The 13,360-nt window shown below is 58.5% G+C and carries 19 protein-coding genes and 1 tRNA gene; 11 read left to right on the top strand and 9 right to left on the bottom strand.

Annotated features, from left to right (window positions below; genetic code table 11):
- Positions 1–39: 39 nt before the first annotated feature.
- Positions 40–486: a hypothetical protein gene (locus J3P92_RS23810; protein ID WP_420766349.1), complete on the top strand. Its 447-nt coding sequence runs from the start codon at positions 40–42 to the stop codon at positions 484–486.
- 8 nt (positions 487–494) lie between these two features.
- On the opposite strand, the gene J3P92_RS23805 is transcribed toward J3P92_RS23810, so the two are convergent.
- Complete coding sequence (locus tag J3P92_RS23805) at positions 495–932, bottom strand: carboxypeptidase regulatory-like domain-containing protein (RefSeq protein WP_434608295.1); 438 nt, start codon at positions 930–932, stop codon at positions 495–497.
- Positions 933–1,310: 378 nt separating this feature from the next.
- Between J3P92_RS23805 and J3P92_RS23800 the strand changes: the two genes are divergently transcribed.
- From J3P92_RS23800 to J3P92_RS23775, 6 genes are all read left to right on the top strand, one after another.
- On the top strand, positions 1,311–2,084 hold the full coding sequence (locus J3P92_RS23800; protein WP_420766351.1) for an ABC transporter ATP-binding protein: 774 nt from the start codon (positions 1,311–1,313) through the stop codon (positions 2,082–2,084).
- A 13-nt stretch (positions 2,085–2,097) separates the two neighbouring features.
- Complete coding sequence (locus J3P92_RS23795; protein WP_434561154.1) at positions 2,098–2,850, top strand: ABC transporter substrate-binding protein; 753 nt, start codon at positions 2,098–2,100, stop codon at positions 2,848–2,850.
- Between the two features lie 78 nt (positions 2,851–2,928).
- Positions 2,929–3,624: an ABC transporter permease gene (locus tag J3P92_RS23790; RefSeq protein ID WP_420766353.1), complete on the top strand. Its 696-nt coding sequence runs from the start codon at positions 2,929–2,931 to the stop codon at positions 3,622–3,624.
- Entirely contained in the window at positions 3,621–4,310 is a 690-nt protein-coding gene (locus J3P92_RS23785; protein ID WP_434649272.1) for an ABC transporter permease, read from the top strand. The genes J3P92_RS23790 and J3P92_RS23785 overlap by 4 nt, the downstream gene beginning before the upstream one ends.
- A complete protein-coding gene (locus J3P92_RS23780; protein WP_434649271.1) occupies positions 4,291–5,520 on the top strand; it encodes a methyltransferase in 1,230 nt (409 codons plus the stop codon). Before J3P92_RS23785 ends, J3P92_RS23780 begins: the two co-directional genes overlap by 20 nt.
- Positions 5,521–5,941: 421 nt before the next feature.
- Positions 5,942–6,017 (top strand) — tRNA-Thr (locus J3P92_RS23775).
- A gap of 114 nt (positions 6,018–6,131) precedes the next feature.
- Here J3P92_RS23775 and J3P92_RS23770 read toward each other — a convergent pair.
- Both J3P92_RS23770 and J3P92_RS23765 read right to left on the bottom strand, forming a co-directional pair.
- Positions 6,132–6,422: a type II toxin-antitoxin system RelE family toxin gene (locus tag J3P92_RS23770; protein WP_434649270.1), complete on the bottom strand. Its 291-nt coding sequence runs from the start codon at positions 6,420–6,422 to the stop codon at positions 6,132–6,134.
- Positions 6,412–6,651, bottom strand: coding sequence for a type II toxin-antitoxin system RelB/DinJ family antitoxin (locus J3P92_RS23765; protein WP_027911784.1), 240 nt, complete (start codon positions 6,649–6,651; stop codon positions 6,412–6,414). The genes J3P92_RS23770 and J3P92_RS23765 overlap by 11 nt, the downstream gene beginning before the upstream one ends.
- 329 nt (positions 6,652–6,980) lie before the next feature.
- On the opposite strand from J3P92_RS23765, the gene J3P92_RS23760 reads away from it, so the two are divergent.
- Positions 6,981–7,259 (top strand): DUF3077 domain-containing protein, encoded by a 279-nt coding sequence (locus tag J3P92_RS23760; RefSeq protein WP_434649269.1) that lies wholly within the window; start codon positions 6,981–6,983, stop codon positions 7,257–7,259.
- 108 nt (positions 7,260–7,367) lie between these two features.
- Here the strand turns inward: J3P92_RS23760 and J3P92_RS23755 are convergent, their stop codons facing one another.
- Positions 7,368–7,682, bottom strand: a complete 315-nt coding sequence (locus J3P92_RS23755) for an SDR family oxidoreductase (protein ID WP_434649268.1) — start codon at positions 7,680–7,682, stop codon at positions 7,368–7,370.
- Here J3P92_RS23755 and J3P92_RS23750 point away from each other — a divergent pair.
- Both J3P92_RS23750 and J3P92_RS23745 read left to right on the top strand, forming a co-directional pair.
- Positions 7,601–7,849, top strand: coding sequence for a LysR substrate-binding domain-containing protein (locus tag J3P92_RS23750; protein ID WP_434608317.1), 249 nt, complete (start codon positions 7,601–7,603; stop codon positions 7,847–7,849). The genes J3P92_RS23755 and J3P92_RS23750 overlap by 82 nt on opposite strands.
- A gap of 184 nt (positions 7,850–8,033) precedes the next feature.
- Positions 8,034–9,641, top strand: a complete 1,608-nt coding sequence (locus tag J3P92_RS23745; protein WP_434649267.1) for a methyl-accepting chemotaxis protein — start codon at positions 8,034–8,036, stop codon at positions 9,639–9,641.
- A 4-nt stretch (positions 9,642–9,645) separates the two neighbouring features.
- Here J3P92_RS23745 and J3P92_RS23740 read toward each other — a convergent pair whose 3' ends face one another.
- The gene (locus tag J3P92_RS23740) at positions 9,646–10,323 is read right to left on the bottom strand and encodes an RES family NAD+ phosphorylase (protein ID WP_420766400.1); all 678 of its coding nucleotides are present in this window, start codon (positions 10,321–10,323) and stop codon (positions 9,646–9,648) included.
- On the bottom strand, positions 10,323–10,733 hold the full coding sequence (locus J3P92_RS23735; RefSeq protein WP_434561166.1) for an MbcA/ParS/Xre antitoxin family protein: 411 nt from the start codon (positions 10,731–10,733) through the stop codon (positions 10,323–10,325). Before J3P92_RS23735 ends, J3P92_RS23740 begins: the two co-directional genes overlap by 1 nt.
- Positions 10,734–11,067: 334 nt before the next feature.
- Between J3P92_RS23735 and J3P92_RS23730 the strand changes: the two genes are divergently transcribed.
- Entirely contained in the window at positions 11,068–11,991 is a 924-nt protein-coding gene (locus J3P92_RS23730; protein ID WP_434561168.1) for a LysR family transcriptional regulator, read from the top strand.
- On the opposite strand, the gene J3P92_RS23725 is transcribed toward J3P92_RS23730, so the two are convergent.
- The 3 genes from J3P92_RS23725 to J3P92_RS23715 are packed head-to-tail and all read right to left on the bottom strand — an operon-like array spanning position 11,908 to position 13,351.
- Positions 11,908–12,225: an AzlD domain-containing protein gene (locus J3P92_RS23725; protein ID WP_434649266.1), complete on the bottom strand. Its 318-nt coding sequence runs from the start codon at positions 12,223–12,225 to the stop codon at positions 11,908–11,910. The two genes, J3P92_RS23730 and J3P92_RS23725, sit on opposite strands and share 84 nt — an antisense overlap.
- Positions 12,204–12,917, bottom strand: a complete 714-nt coding sequence (locus J3P92_RS23720) for an AzlC family ABC transporter permease (RefSeq protein WP_434608323.1) — start codon at positions 12,915–12,917, stop codon at positions 12,204–12,206. The genes J3P92_RS23725 and J3P92_RS23720 overlap by 22 nt, the downstream gene beginning before the upstream one ends.
- Entirely contained in the window at positions 12,914–13,351 is a 438-nt protein-coding gene (locus J3P92_RS23715; RefSeq protein ID WP_420766507.1) for a GNAT family N-acetyltransferase, read from the bottom strand. The genes J3P92_RS23720 and J3P92_RS23715 overlap by 4 nt, the downstream gene beginning before the upstream one ends.
- Positions 13,352–13,360: the final 9 nt, after the last annotated feature.

Genomic DNA, 13,360 nt, shown 5'->3' with positions numbered 1-13,360 from the left:
CCGGCCACCGCCCCCTAACGAATTGGAAACCGAAGCCCAATGGCCTCACTGAACAAACAGCAGAAACGCGCCAAGCGCGCCAAAGACAAAGCCAAGCAAATCCGTATGACCGGGCGCAAATCCATCCCGATGTACGGCGATCCGGCTCACGCCACTGCCCAGCCGCCGGTCTATGTGCTGGAGCTATTCGCTAAGTTGCGTGAAGCCGAGGCCGTCAGCCGCAGCCAGATGCTCGACACGCTGCTTGCCGACGTTAGCGAAATGATCATCGAGCGTCCGGGCCTGCTGGACCTCAAGAACGCGGAAAACGAGGGCATGGCCGCCACCAACCTGGCCGCCGATATGCTGGTGGACTACCGCATGTGGGCCGACGACATGGACCGCGAGGCCGCCCAGCGCTGGCTCAGCACGCCGGAATTCATCAAGGATTTCAGCGAGGCGCTGGACCGTTATCGCCAATCCATGGAAGAGCCCGCCAGCGAGTAAGCTCTCGGCTACTCGCTGCTGTTCCAATGGAACACTAGCTTGCGCGCGGCTCCGCTGCCCACTTTGGCGGTGTCGCGACGCTCCTCGCCGTTACGCGTCGCTATCACGCTGTAACTGCCCGGCGGCAGTTGTACATACACCAATGGGCCTGCGTCGCTGAGCGTCAGCAATGTCTGTCCCGTTGAGCTCTGCACGGTCACCTCCACATCCGGGACGTATTTGCCCTCCGGGCCGATCGCAAAAGTCATGTGCAGGTTGTAGCCCTGGGCCTGTTCGATGGCCCGGGCTTCGTCTTCGCCGATACCGCCGGACAGGTAGCTGATACCGTTCTGTTGCATGGGCTGGACCTGGACGCCTGCGTTGTCGATGGGCGCGAGGTTGGTGGCGTTGAGCATGATGGGAAAAAGCAGCGCACCCAGAACGATGGGGCAATATAGCAACTTCATGACCACAACTCCTGATAGGGAACACCACCTCGTTTGATCGTTTTATGAACACCCATGTTCAGATCGATTGGAAGTTGAGCCGAATGCCAAACGGAATAGACAACGCTCATCCGGTTAACCCTTCCCACCCCCGCCCAAAGCTGGCACCATCGCGCCTTTTTTTACGCGACTCCCCGGGCAAATCGCCGATGGACAGGGTTCAAACAGCCGTTCGGTTGTTGATGGCGCGACAGTCTGCTGCGCCGATGCGACAACCTGTCACTCATCATCGGTCTACCGTCCGAAGCGCTGTTGGCTGTCATTCGGACGCATGCTAGCTTGGCCGCCTCGCCAGGAAGGCTGCCAATAGCAAGGGAGCACAAATCATGAGGATCGCACATGGCCCAGGCCACGCCCGCGCTTGAAATCCGCAACTTGCACAAACGCTACGCAAAGCTGGAGGTGCTCAAAGGCGTCTCGCTGACCGCTCGCGACGGTGACGTGATCTCGATCCTGGGTTCCTCCGGCTCCGGCAAGTCCACGTTTTTGCGTTGCATCAATCTGCTGGAAAATCCCAACCAGGGTCAGATTCTGGTCGCAGGCGAGGAGCTCAAGCTCAAGGCTGCCAAAAACGGTGAGCTGATCGCCGCCGATGGCAAACAGATCAATCGCATGCGCAGCGAGATTGGTTTTGTATTTCAAAACTTTAATCTCTGGCCGCACATGAGCGTGCTCGACAACATCATCGAAGCCCCGCGCCGCGTGCTGGGCCAGAGCAAGGCCGAAGCCGTGGAAGTGGCCGAAGCCTTGCTGGCCAAGGTCGGCATTGCTGACAAGCGCCACGCCTACCCTGCCGAACTGTCCGGCGGCCAGCAACAACGTGCCGCCATCGCCCGCACATTGGCGATGCAACCTAAAGTCATTCTGTTCGACGAGCCGACTTCTGCCCTTGACCCGGAAATGGTCCAGGAAGTACTAAGCGTGATCCGCGCCCTCGCCGAAGAAGGTCGTACCATGCTGCTCGTAACCCACGAGATGGGCTTCGCCCGCCAGGTATCGAGCGAAGTCGTGTTCCTTCACCAAGGGCTGGTCGAGGAGCAAGGGTCGCCACAGCAGGTCTTCGAAAACCCGCTTTCGGCGCGCTGCAAACAATTCATGTCCAGCAACCGCTAACGGAGCAGTACCTATGCAGACCTACAGGAAATTCTTTTTGGCTGCTGCCGCCAGCCTGGTCTTCTCGGCCAACGTCATGGCGGCCGACAAACTGAAAATGGGCATCGAGGCGGCCTATCCGCCGTTCAATAACAAGGATGCCAGCGGCCAGGTCGTAGGCTTCGATAAAGACATCGGCGACGCGCTTTGCGCCAAGATGAAAGTTGAATGTGAAGTGGTCACTTCCGACTGGGACGGCATCATTCCGGCCTTGATGGCCCAAAAGTTCGATTTCCTGATTTCTTCGTTGTCGATCAACGAAGAGCGCAAGCAGGCCGTTGATTTCACCGACCCGTACTACTCCAACAAGCTGCAGTTCATTGCGCCGAAAAACGTCGAGTTCAAAGTCGATAAAGATTCCCTCAAGGGCAAGGTCATCGGAGCCCAGCGTTCCACCCTGGCTGGTACCTGGATGGAAGACAACATGGAAGGCGTCGAACTGAAACTTTACGATACCCAGGAAAACGCCTATCTGGACCTGACCTCCGGCCGCGTTGACGGGATCCTGGCGGACAAATACGTGAACTACGACTGGCTGAAAACCGACGCCGGCCGTGCCTATGAGTTCAAGGGCGACCCAGTGGTGGAAGGCGACAAGATCGCCATTGCAGTGCGCAAGGGTAATGACGAATTGCGCAACAAACTGAATGCCGCGCTGAAGGAAATCGTTGCCGACGGCACCTATAAAAAGATCAACGACAAGTACTTCCCGTTCAGCATCTATTGATACTGACGTGCCTGGCCGGCGTTGCTACCCAGTAGCGCCGGCCCTTAGCAAAGCCTGCCGCGATATGAACACACGCCCATGATGATCGACCTCTACGGATTCGGCCCGGCGCTTGCCGCCGGCGCGCTGATGACCGTCAAGCTGGCCCTTTCGGCTCTCTGCCTGGGGCTGGTGCTCGGCCTGCTCGGCGCCTTGGCCAAGACCTCCCCGTACAAGCCGTTGCAATGGCTTGGCGGCACCTATTCGACACTGGTCCGCGGCATTCCGGAATTGCTCTGGGTGCTGTTGATCTACTTCGGTACCGTCAACCTGATGCGTGCCTTGGGTGAATATTTCGGCAATCCCGACCTAGCCCTCAATGCCTTCGCCGCCGGCGTCATCGCCCTCGGCCTATGCTTTGGCGCCTACGCCACCGAAGTATTTCGCGGTGCGATCCTGGCGATACCCAAGGGGCACCGTGAAGCCGGCGTGGCGCTTGGCCTGTCGAAATGGCGGATCTTCACCCGATTGATCCTGCCGCAGATGTGGCGCATCGCCCTGCCCGGCCTGGGCAATCTGTTCATGATCCTCATGAAGGATACCGCACTGGTTTCGGTGATCGGCCTGGAAGAAATCATGCGCCACGCGCAAATCGGCGTGACCATTTCCAAGCAACCGTTCACTTTCTATATGGTCGCAGCGCTTATGTATCTGGGCCTGACGGTGCTCGCCATGATCGGCATGCACCTGCTGGAAAAACGCGCCGCCCGCGGCTTTGCCAGGAGCACCCAATGAACTGGGAAGTCATCATCAAATGGCTGCCGAAACTGGCCCAGGGCGCCACGCTTACACTGGAGCTGGTGGCCATCGCGGTGATCGCCGGCTTGCTGCTGGCGATCCCATTGGGCATCGCCCGTTCATCGCGGCTGTGGTACGTGCGGGCGTTTCCCTACGCCTACATCTTCTTTTTCCGTGGTACGCCACTGTTGGTCCAGTTGTTCCTGGTCTATTACGGCCTGGCACAGTTCGATGCCGTGCGCAGCAGCGCGCTGTGGCCGTATCTGCGGGACCCGTTTCGGTGCGCCACAGCCACCATGACCCTGCACACCGCCGCCTACATCGCCGAGATCCTGCGCGGCGCCATCCAGGCCATTCCCCGCGGCGAAATCGAAGCCGCACGAGCCTTGGGCATGTCGCGGCCCAAGGCGCTGTTCTACATCATGCTGCCCCGGGCCGCGCGCATCGGCTTGCCCGCCTACAGCAACGAAGTGATCCTGATGCTCAAGGCCAGCGCCCTGGCAAGCACGGTGACCCTGCTGGAACTCACCGGCATGGCGCGCACCATCATTGCCAGGACCTACATGCCAGTGGAAATTTTCTTCGCGGCCGGCATGTTCTACCTGCTGATGTCCTTCGTACTGGTGCAAGGCTTCAAGCAGCTTGAACGCTGGCTGCGCGTCGATGCCTGCCAAGGGCGCTGACAGCCAAGTGCTGACGGGTGAAGCATTGCTCACCCGTTTCACCGCGCTGGATGCGTTTCTTACAACGCACCAGTCACTATGGAAGCCCCGGCCCTTCACGCATCTGCAATTGCCTTGGGAAACATCCCACCCGGAATTGGCCCGATGGCTACGTGAGCGTTCGCTGGACGCAGCGGAAAACGACCATCATCAACCATGGTCGATTGAGAGCGCGCCAGCGCCATTCCCGGAACTGGCTGCTCTCTCCCGGGCATTGAGCGCCGTGGCTGAATTGCCGGCCAACTCGCTCGAAGCTCCCAGCCATCGCCTCAACGTCGACGTACCCGGGCGCAAATGGCAGCAGATAGAAGCCTTCGCCAGCCGCCTGCGCTTCACCACCCCACCGATCCATTGGCTCGATTGGTGCGCCGGTAAAGGCCACCTTGGCCGGCGCCTGTTGCAGGATGGACAACAACTGACCTGCCTGGAACACGACCCCGCCTTGGTCGCCAGCGGCCAGTTGCTGAGCCAACGCCATCACCTGCCCGCCACGCACTCGCAACAAGACGTATTGGCGGCAGACGCAAACCAGGCGCTGCGCCCCGGACACACCCCGGTGGCTCTGCACGCTTGCGGCGACTTGCATGTGCGCCTGATGCGTCTGGCCAGCGCCGCTGGCTGCGCACAATTGGCTATCGCGCCGTGCTGCTACAACCGCATCAGCACCTCGGAATATCAGCCGCTGTCCGACGCCGCAAAAGGCTCTGCCCTACAGCTGTCGCTCGACGATCTGAACCTGCCGCAGACCGAGACCGTCACCGCAGGCGCCCGCGTAAGAAGACAACGGGACCAATCCATGGCCTGGCGCCTGGGCTTCGACCTGCTGCAACGGCAAATCAGAGGGCACGACGACTACCTGCCCACGCCCTCCTTGCCCAGCGTCTGGCTGGAAAAATCCTTCGCCCAGTACTGCACCGACCTGGCTGCCCTGAAAAACTTATCCACAATCGGCACGCCTGATTGGGTCGCCCTGGAAGCAGCCGGCCACCAACGTTTGGCCGAGGTGCGTAACCTGGAATTGGTGCGGGGCCTTTTCCGCCGCCCCCTGGAGCTTTGGCTGGTCTTGGACCGGGCACTTTTCCTTACTCAGAACAGCTACAACGTCCGCCTTGGCACCTTCTGCGAGACACCTCTGACACCGCGCAACTTGCTATTGCTGGCAGAACGTTAATGAGGCGAAACAACCTGTGGATAACTCTGTTGATGAATTAAACCAGGATCCAAGAAAACCGCGATTTCCGGGCTGAATCTTAGCTGGTCATTTTTTGTTCACATGGATAAAAAACCATGAAAACAGCAGCTTGCGAGCAAACGGGAAAGCGGTCACAAAACAGAAAGATATCCCTCGCAGCGTCCTTTCGATTGTGCATAAGCGTTTGAGCAAACCAGCATAAAGGTTGGGTCTGGCGTCTTTTGCGCTCAGGCATCAAGTGCTTTGGCTTGCCTCGATTCGAGTCAGGCAACCGCACGCTACCAGGCCCCTCGCGCCCCGCCCAGCGGCGCCACATCCACCAGAACTGCAGCTCGTCTAAAAATAGTCAGAATTCAGGGGTTTACAGAACCTTCCCAATCGCTATAATCGTCGCCCACACGCCGGTATAGCTCAGTTGGTAGAGCAACTGACTTGTAATCAGTAGGTCCCGGGTTCGACTCCTGGTGCCGGCACCATACAAAACAAAGCCCTCGCAGAAATGCGGGGGCTTTGTTGTTTCTGGGTGTCCATTCCTTAAAAATCTGTGGGAGCAAGCTTGCTCGCGATGAGGCCATCAACTCACCGACAACTCAACCACCTAATCGCTCAGCCGCTTTCCGATAAACCTGATCTCGTTCACGTTTGTCGACGGCCACGACAAACACCACGACCTCATGATCAATCACCTGATAAACCAGCCGATAACCGCTGCTCCGCAGCTTAATCTTGTAGCAATCAGGAAAGGCATGCAGTCGGTTTGCTTCGATGCGCGGATTGGCCAGGATCGTCGTGAGCTTCTTTTTGAGCTGCTCACGGACGGTATTCCCTAGCTTTTGCCATTCCTTTAGCGCCCGTGCATCGAATTCGAGGTTATAGGTCATCTAGCGAAACCTTAACCCGCTGCGGGGCTGCGAGTCGCTCGCGCACCGTTGCGATCAGGGCTTCATCGTCCTCGGTCATCAGGACGGGCTTAAACGGCAACTGGCCGCGCTCCGCTACGTATTGCAGAGCTTGGCGCATCAGCTCAGAAGGGGTGACGCCGAGCTTTTCCAGCTCGCGGTATGCACGCGCCTTGAGGTCGTCGTCGATACGAACGTTGATGGAAGCCATGAGATAGCCCTCGCTGTAATGACGTTAGTCTTTACAGTGAAGGAAAAGCTTGAGGCCGGCAAGCCCCAGAACTCATTCATCTCCAATCCAGGGTTACAAATACTTTTATCGGGACGTTGGCGACCTTTTCCAGCAACCTAAAATGGCTGCCAAATACCCGCCAAGCCTAGGTTGACCTGGTCAGCATGCTCAAATCGTGCGGTTTTTTTTATGCGCTAAAACTATGGGATGTTTTCGGCAGATCCGCACATACAAAACGAGGATCTGCTGCAGTCTCGCTTTATCACGTTGCCAGCCACCCGCCGCCAGTTGGCGCTTGGAGGTGCGCAATGACACATCCCAAAGACCTCAAAACCCCAGGCCTAACCCCCTTCTCCTACCACTCCGACCGCCCGCTATTCCGCGTCAACAGCGGCATCCCCATTGGCGAAGCCCTATCCCACGCTTCCGACCTGCTCCACGTCGCCAGAGTCCTCGCCGAGGAAGCGGCGATGATTCGCGGCACGGATCGGTATGCCTGGGCTTCGTATTATTTGCAGGATATGAGCAAGGCCGTCATTGATGATGTGGTGAAGGTGCTGGAGGCGCCGGGGAGTCATCCGGTTTAAGGGGAGCGGGCCATGCTGCTCGCTGGATGGGGCAGCATTGGCTTGAGCGGATAAAGAGGGGCTGCTTTGCAGCCCAGCGGGAGCAAGCTCCCTCGCCACGGGTTTGGGTCAGACCAACCGCGCACCGCCATCGATGTTCAGCGTGGCGCCGTTCATGAACGTGTTAGTCATCAAGAAAAGCGTAGCCGCGCCTGCTTCAACGGCCGTGCCCACGCGATGCAGCGGCAGCACCTGCTCCCATGCGCGAACGTACGCATCGCGCCCCTCACCCAAGGCTTTGCTGAAGATAGGCGTATCGATCGGGCCTGGAGACAGCGTGCGCCAGCGATGCGGTGGCTGCGGTGCTCGCCGCTGGCGGTGGCATCGGCATCTCACCCACTTATGTTGCCGCACCCTATGTCGCCCGGGGAGAACTGACGCCATTGTTTCCACAATTTGCCGTCGACCGTTCCTCCATTACCGCTTTGTGGCCGGAGAGCCGTCGGGGAAGCCCGAACGTCAAGGCGTTCGTGGGTTTTCTGAACGAACTGTTTCCTACCCCTACGCCATGGGACGAGATCGTCGCGAAGGGCGCCCTGACCTTTTCCTGAAATGCCTGCTTCCGGCTCACTGCGGGAAAGAAGGACGGCTTCGCAGCCCAACGGGAGCAAGCTCTCTCACCACCGGCTCATCCAATCATTTCTCCCGCCGATAGCTTCAGGTATGAGCCGTCCCAAGACTCTGCTGGCGCTTGACTACACTTGCCCAGACATCTCGCTCCAGGAGCAGTTAGCGATGAAGATCCGCACCAAAGTCATAGGCTCGGGGTTGGTCAGTCTTTCCTTTGCGTTGCTGCTCGGCGGGATCGGATTGTGGGGCTATCACTCCATGACCGAGGCCCTGGTGCAGAACGAGACCAGTATTTCGGCCATGCGCAAGCACATGGAGGCGGACATGATGCACGACGCCATACGTGGCGATGTGTTGGCTGCCTTGCTAGTGGCGCCGGGAGATGCCGAAGGCGCAAAGGAAGTAAACGAGGCGTTTGATGAGCACTCACAGCGGATGCGCAAGGTCATTGCCGAAAACGCCGAGGCGCGGTTGCCTGGTACGATTTCCCAGACCATTTCCGAGCTCAAGCCTCAGGCCGAGGCCTATATTGCCTCAGCGAAGCAAGTGATTGGCAAGGCGCTGAGCGGCGCTCAGGATGGCCGGGCGTTGCGCATTGAATTCGACAAGGCATTTTCTGCCCTGGAGGAGCGCAACGAGGCGGTCAGTGAACTGATCGAGAGCCAGGCGCATTCCTCTCGCGAGTTTCAAGATCAGAGCATCAACACCTCCGAGCGCTGGTTGATCATCACCTTGCTGGCCACATGTGTGGCGTTGGCGTTGTTGTCGTGGAGCCTGCTCAAGGCTGTGCTCACGCCACTGAATAAAATCATTCTCAATACCCAGGCCATTTCCCAAGGTGACCTGCAGCGCCCAATGGGCGCTCATGGAAATGACGAACTGGGGCAATTGCAGGCGGTGATAGAGCAAATGCAGGCCAACCTGCGGCAGATGATCGCCACCATTCGCGGTCAGAGCGATGAATTGCATGGCACATCACGGAATCTGGGCGATACGGCGCGGCAGATTGTCTCCAGTGCCGACCAGAAGGCCCAGAGCGCCACCAGCATGGCGGCGAGCATGGAGCAAATGATGGCGAACATAAGCCAGATCCATCAGCACGCCGACAGTGCGCGGACCATTTCGGCGCAGTCAGAACAACTGGCGAGCAGCGGTGGGCAGGTGATCCTTGGCGTGGTGGAAGGGATGAATCGGATCGCTGAGGTGGTTGCCCAATCGTCCAGCAAAATCACCGCGCTGGATGCATCGTCCGAGGACATCCATTCCATTATCCAGGTGATCAAGAGCATCGCCGAACAGACCAATCTGCTGGCCCTCAACGCAGCCATCGAGGCCGCTCGCGCCGGCGAGGCGGGCCGCGGCTTTGCGGTGGTGGCCGACGAGGTACGCAACCTGGCGGCGCGCACGACGCAATCCACCCAGGAAATCACCGCGATGATCGAGCGCATCCAATCAAGCGCACGGGATGCGGTGGCGAACATGCAGGCCTGTGTCAGTCGAGTGGACGAAGGCGTGAACCTGGCGCAGCAGGCCGGGGTTTCCATCAGTGAAATCCGCACAGGCGCCCGGCATGCCGCCGAAGTGGTGGAGGAAATTTCCCAGACCATCGCCGAGCAATCAAAAGCCAGCGATGAGATGGCCCAACGGGTGGAGTCGATCGCCGAGCAGTCTAGGGAAAACACCCGCTCGATCCACGATTTGACGAAAACGGCAGATCATTTGAACGATGCCGCAGGCTCGATGCAGGCTTCGGTGCAGCAGTTCAAGATATGATCTATCACACCTGATTTACCTCAAACACAAACGATATTTCCCGTTTCTGGGCGCTCCAGACATAACGAATATGCTTGCCCTGCACCGGAATCGACACCGCCGGCGGCCGGAACGCGGCGATGCATTCGTGACCAGGCAGGCGGACGCTGTTATACAAAAGCCCCCAGGACAAGGTTGCGCGCAACTCCCGGGCAAATACCTGGGACGGGCCATAGGCCGTGGGGTCTGGATTGTGCAGATGCGGATAATCGTGGCGGATGTCGTGCAGGGGTCTGACGACCTGGTTGACATAGGTACGCATGGTCAATTCCAGGTCCGGCTCGTTGGTCGCCCCCAAGAACCGAGCCTGGTGGTAACACGTCTCGGCAATGGCCGCTTCCTGGCTGCTGGCAGCGTAATAGACGCCAAACGTGCCATCGCTGAAACGGCTGCTTTTGCCGATATGGGTAAATGCCGCCATCACGGGTGACGAACCAGGACCCGAAACGCGGTCTTCGGGACGAACCCTGGAGAGCACGCCGGCTTCTTCCATGAGCCGATCATTGGTCAAAGCTTCTAACGCATAGGCGGTGGCGAGGTCTTGCGGATCGAGCACATCTTCAAACAGGGTGATCGGCGGGAAACTGCTATTGACGATCCGATAGGCCCGTTTCCATTGCGGTTCCGCCAGAGGCGGCGCCATCAACCACGTACTCCGTCGAGGTACCGCCGCACATCGGCAATATCCACCACCCGCCCGGCCAACATGTACGACAGCGCTGACTGACCGTTGAACGGCGCGGCAGCATTGGGGCTGCTGACCCATTGATACACACGGTCGCGGCTGTTGCTGAAAATGATGCTCAGGGCTTTATGGATACCCATCAGGTATGAGATGCGCTCAAGGGTGTCTCGCGGCAGCCTGACGTTTTCGGGTAACTGCTTGTACTTGTAAAAGGTCGTGTTTCCTACTTTTCCCAACAAGGTGCGCTGCTGCTCGACGCTGCAGCCCCACAACTCCATCAGATTGAAGAAAAACTTCAAAGCGACTCGACCCGCATCCGGGGAGTCCAATTGTTGCTGGGTACTCAAGGTAATCGAAGAGGTCGCCATGAGGTCTGGCTCCTTTGCTACAGGTTGATATCTGAAGATTAGTACATATACGTACAAAAATTAAATTTTTATTCAAAAACGTACAACATCGACTGTAATAAAGACAGCTTCTCTACACGATGCGTCCCGTATTCCGGGTTAATTGAATTGGCCTACACGCCGCCCCAGCAAAAATCCAGAATCGCGCATAAGCTCCAATCATCGCCTGCCAGCGCTTTTCGCCACAAAACCGCGACAAGCGTGACAAGGTGCTTGATGATAGCCAGCATCGCACCGCCAGACCCGGCCAGGTGCCCAACAATAGCGAGCCCACTTAAGCAGAGGGCATTACCTCATGGATAGCAGAACCTTACGCAATCTCATGCGCATCATGCAGACCGGCTCGTTGTCGGCCGCCGCGGAACAGTCGTGCCTTACGGTGCAAGCATTGGCGGCGCAATTGAACAAGGTTGAGGAACAGTTCGGGTTCCGGTTGTTTCGTCGCTCGAACAAAGGCCTGACATTGACGACCCAAGGCTCTGAGTTGACGCCTTTCATGGATCAGGTTTTGGCGGCCACTCGGCAACTCGAAGAAAAGGTCGCGGCGCTCAAGGCCCCCAGGCAACGAAGCCTTAAAGTGGCGCTCAACACGACGCTTACGCCCGATTTCAATCGACGCATGATCGATCGCCTGATCGCGGTTTTTCCTGAATACCAGCTGGAGTTCAGTTATGCCGAGTCGATGGAGAACCTGAGCAAGCTGAAGAACGAGCATTTCGACCTGGCGATCCTGATCGGCCAACAAAGCGGTTTCACCAGTATCCCGATGCCGGATGTGCAAGTGCAGGTGGTCGGGGCCCATTGCGGTAACCAGGATGACTCCCTTGGCTTGCTTGTCGACAAATTCCAGGTGCGCCCTGCGCAGGAATGCCCGTATTCCCACAGCTTCTTGCGTTTTCTCGACGCGGGTCTCGGCGAATACGGACCCAGCCAGAGGATGGTGTATTCCTGCAGCGAAACGCTGACCTTGTCGCTGATCACCCAGCTCGACGGCCTGGGGCTTGTCTCCAGGGACGCGGCGATGCGCAACGGCTTGGCCATCTTCCCGGATTTCGAAGACTTCCTGGAAGTGCGCCTGGCGGTTAACAATCCCGAGCTTTGCGACCAGGCGCTGCACGATGTGGTAGACCTGACGCTACAGGAACGAACCGAGCGCGATATACGACGCCGTGCCCACCGCCACACTGAGAAACAGGTTGCGGCTGAAATACGCACATAGCAGTGTCGGAATCGCAGCATAGAACTCAGGGCGGTCGATCTGTATCTGTTGATCCTTGATCAACAACGGAGTCAGGCTGATGGCGGCGACAATCGCTACCGGCAGGTATTCCAGCGCGCGGGCGACGAAGGGTGGCCAGTTATCCGTATTGACCTGCAATGGCAAGGCCCGCGGCAGGAAGGTCACGGCCATCATCAACACAACGACAAGGATCAGGAACGTTTGGTCAGGCATACGCCCACCCCGCAGCCAACAAACGTGGCGATGAATACGTTGAACGGTGAATTGCCCGCCAGGCTGAGCACGCCCATGCAGACGACCGCCGCCAGAGCCGCAATCAGTTTGTTGCGCGTATTGCACAGCGAAACCAGGACGTAGAGCATCATGGCTGTCAGGGCGTAATCGAGCTGATATTTGATCAGGTGCGCTGCATATTGCGCGCAGATGGCCCCCAACAAGCCGCCCAATACCCAGGACGCATGGCAAAAAAGGTTGAAGCCAATCAGGTAGCGCAAGCTGACCGGGGCCCCGCTACCCAGCTTGACGCTGTGGAAGGCGAACGACTCGTCCGTAAGCCCCGCCGCGTAGCACCAGCGCTCGAACCGACTGAGCCCCAACGCCCGTAATGCCTTGGCCATATAGACGGACATGAGCATGTGGCGCGCATTGATCAGGAACGTGGTGAGCACGATCGTGGTCAACGACGCACCGCTGGAAATCAGCGCCAGCGCAGCGAACTGCGAGGCGCCTGCGTAGACGAACAGGCACATCGCAACTGGCAGCCACAATGGCAGCCCAGCATTCACCGCCATCAGGCCGAACACAAACGAAACCGTGAAATAACCCGCAACTACCGGACTGGCTTCAGCGAAGGTTCGCGAGGCTTGTGGTTCGACCACCAGCGGCTGGCTGGAAGTCTTGTTCATAAATCCCTCTCGAAAGTGATTTCACCCTGGGGCTCGCAGAACCCCTGGGCGGCCCAGAAGCGCTTGCCAGCCAGGTTGGCATCGTCGACGAACAGAAACATGCGCAGTACACCCACGCGTTTCATATCCGCCGATGCCGCTTCCACCAGACGCTGGCCCAGGCCTTGGGTACGATGCCTCGGGCTGACCGCCAGGTGATTGATAGTGCCTCGAGTGCCCAGCATGCCGCCGATGACCGCGCCGACGACTTCACCCATCGCATCGAACGCCATGTAGGCGGTGGTGGTTTCCTGCAACAACACACCGCGCAGGAACCGCGCATCCTGCCACTCGCAGAATGACACCTCGGCAAAACCCCGGAAAAACTGCTCCAGTCGCTCCGCGTCCCTGACCATGGCTCGGCGCAACAGGACTTGCTGCACCGAATCGTCCATCGGTTCGAG

The organism is Pseudomonas sp. D3-27, assembly GCF_051132165.1.
Lineage (GTDB): Bacteria > Pseudomonadota > Gammaproteobacteria > Pseudomonadales > Pseudomonadaceae > Aquipseudomonas.
The sequence above is the reverse complement of the archived record's forward strand: the minus strand, read 5'-3'. Positions and strand labels throughout refer to the sequence as shown.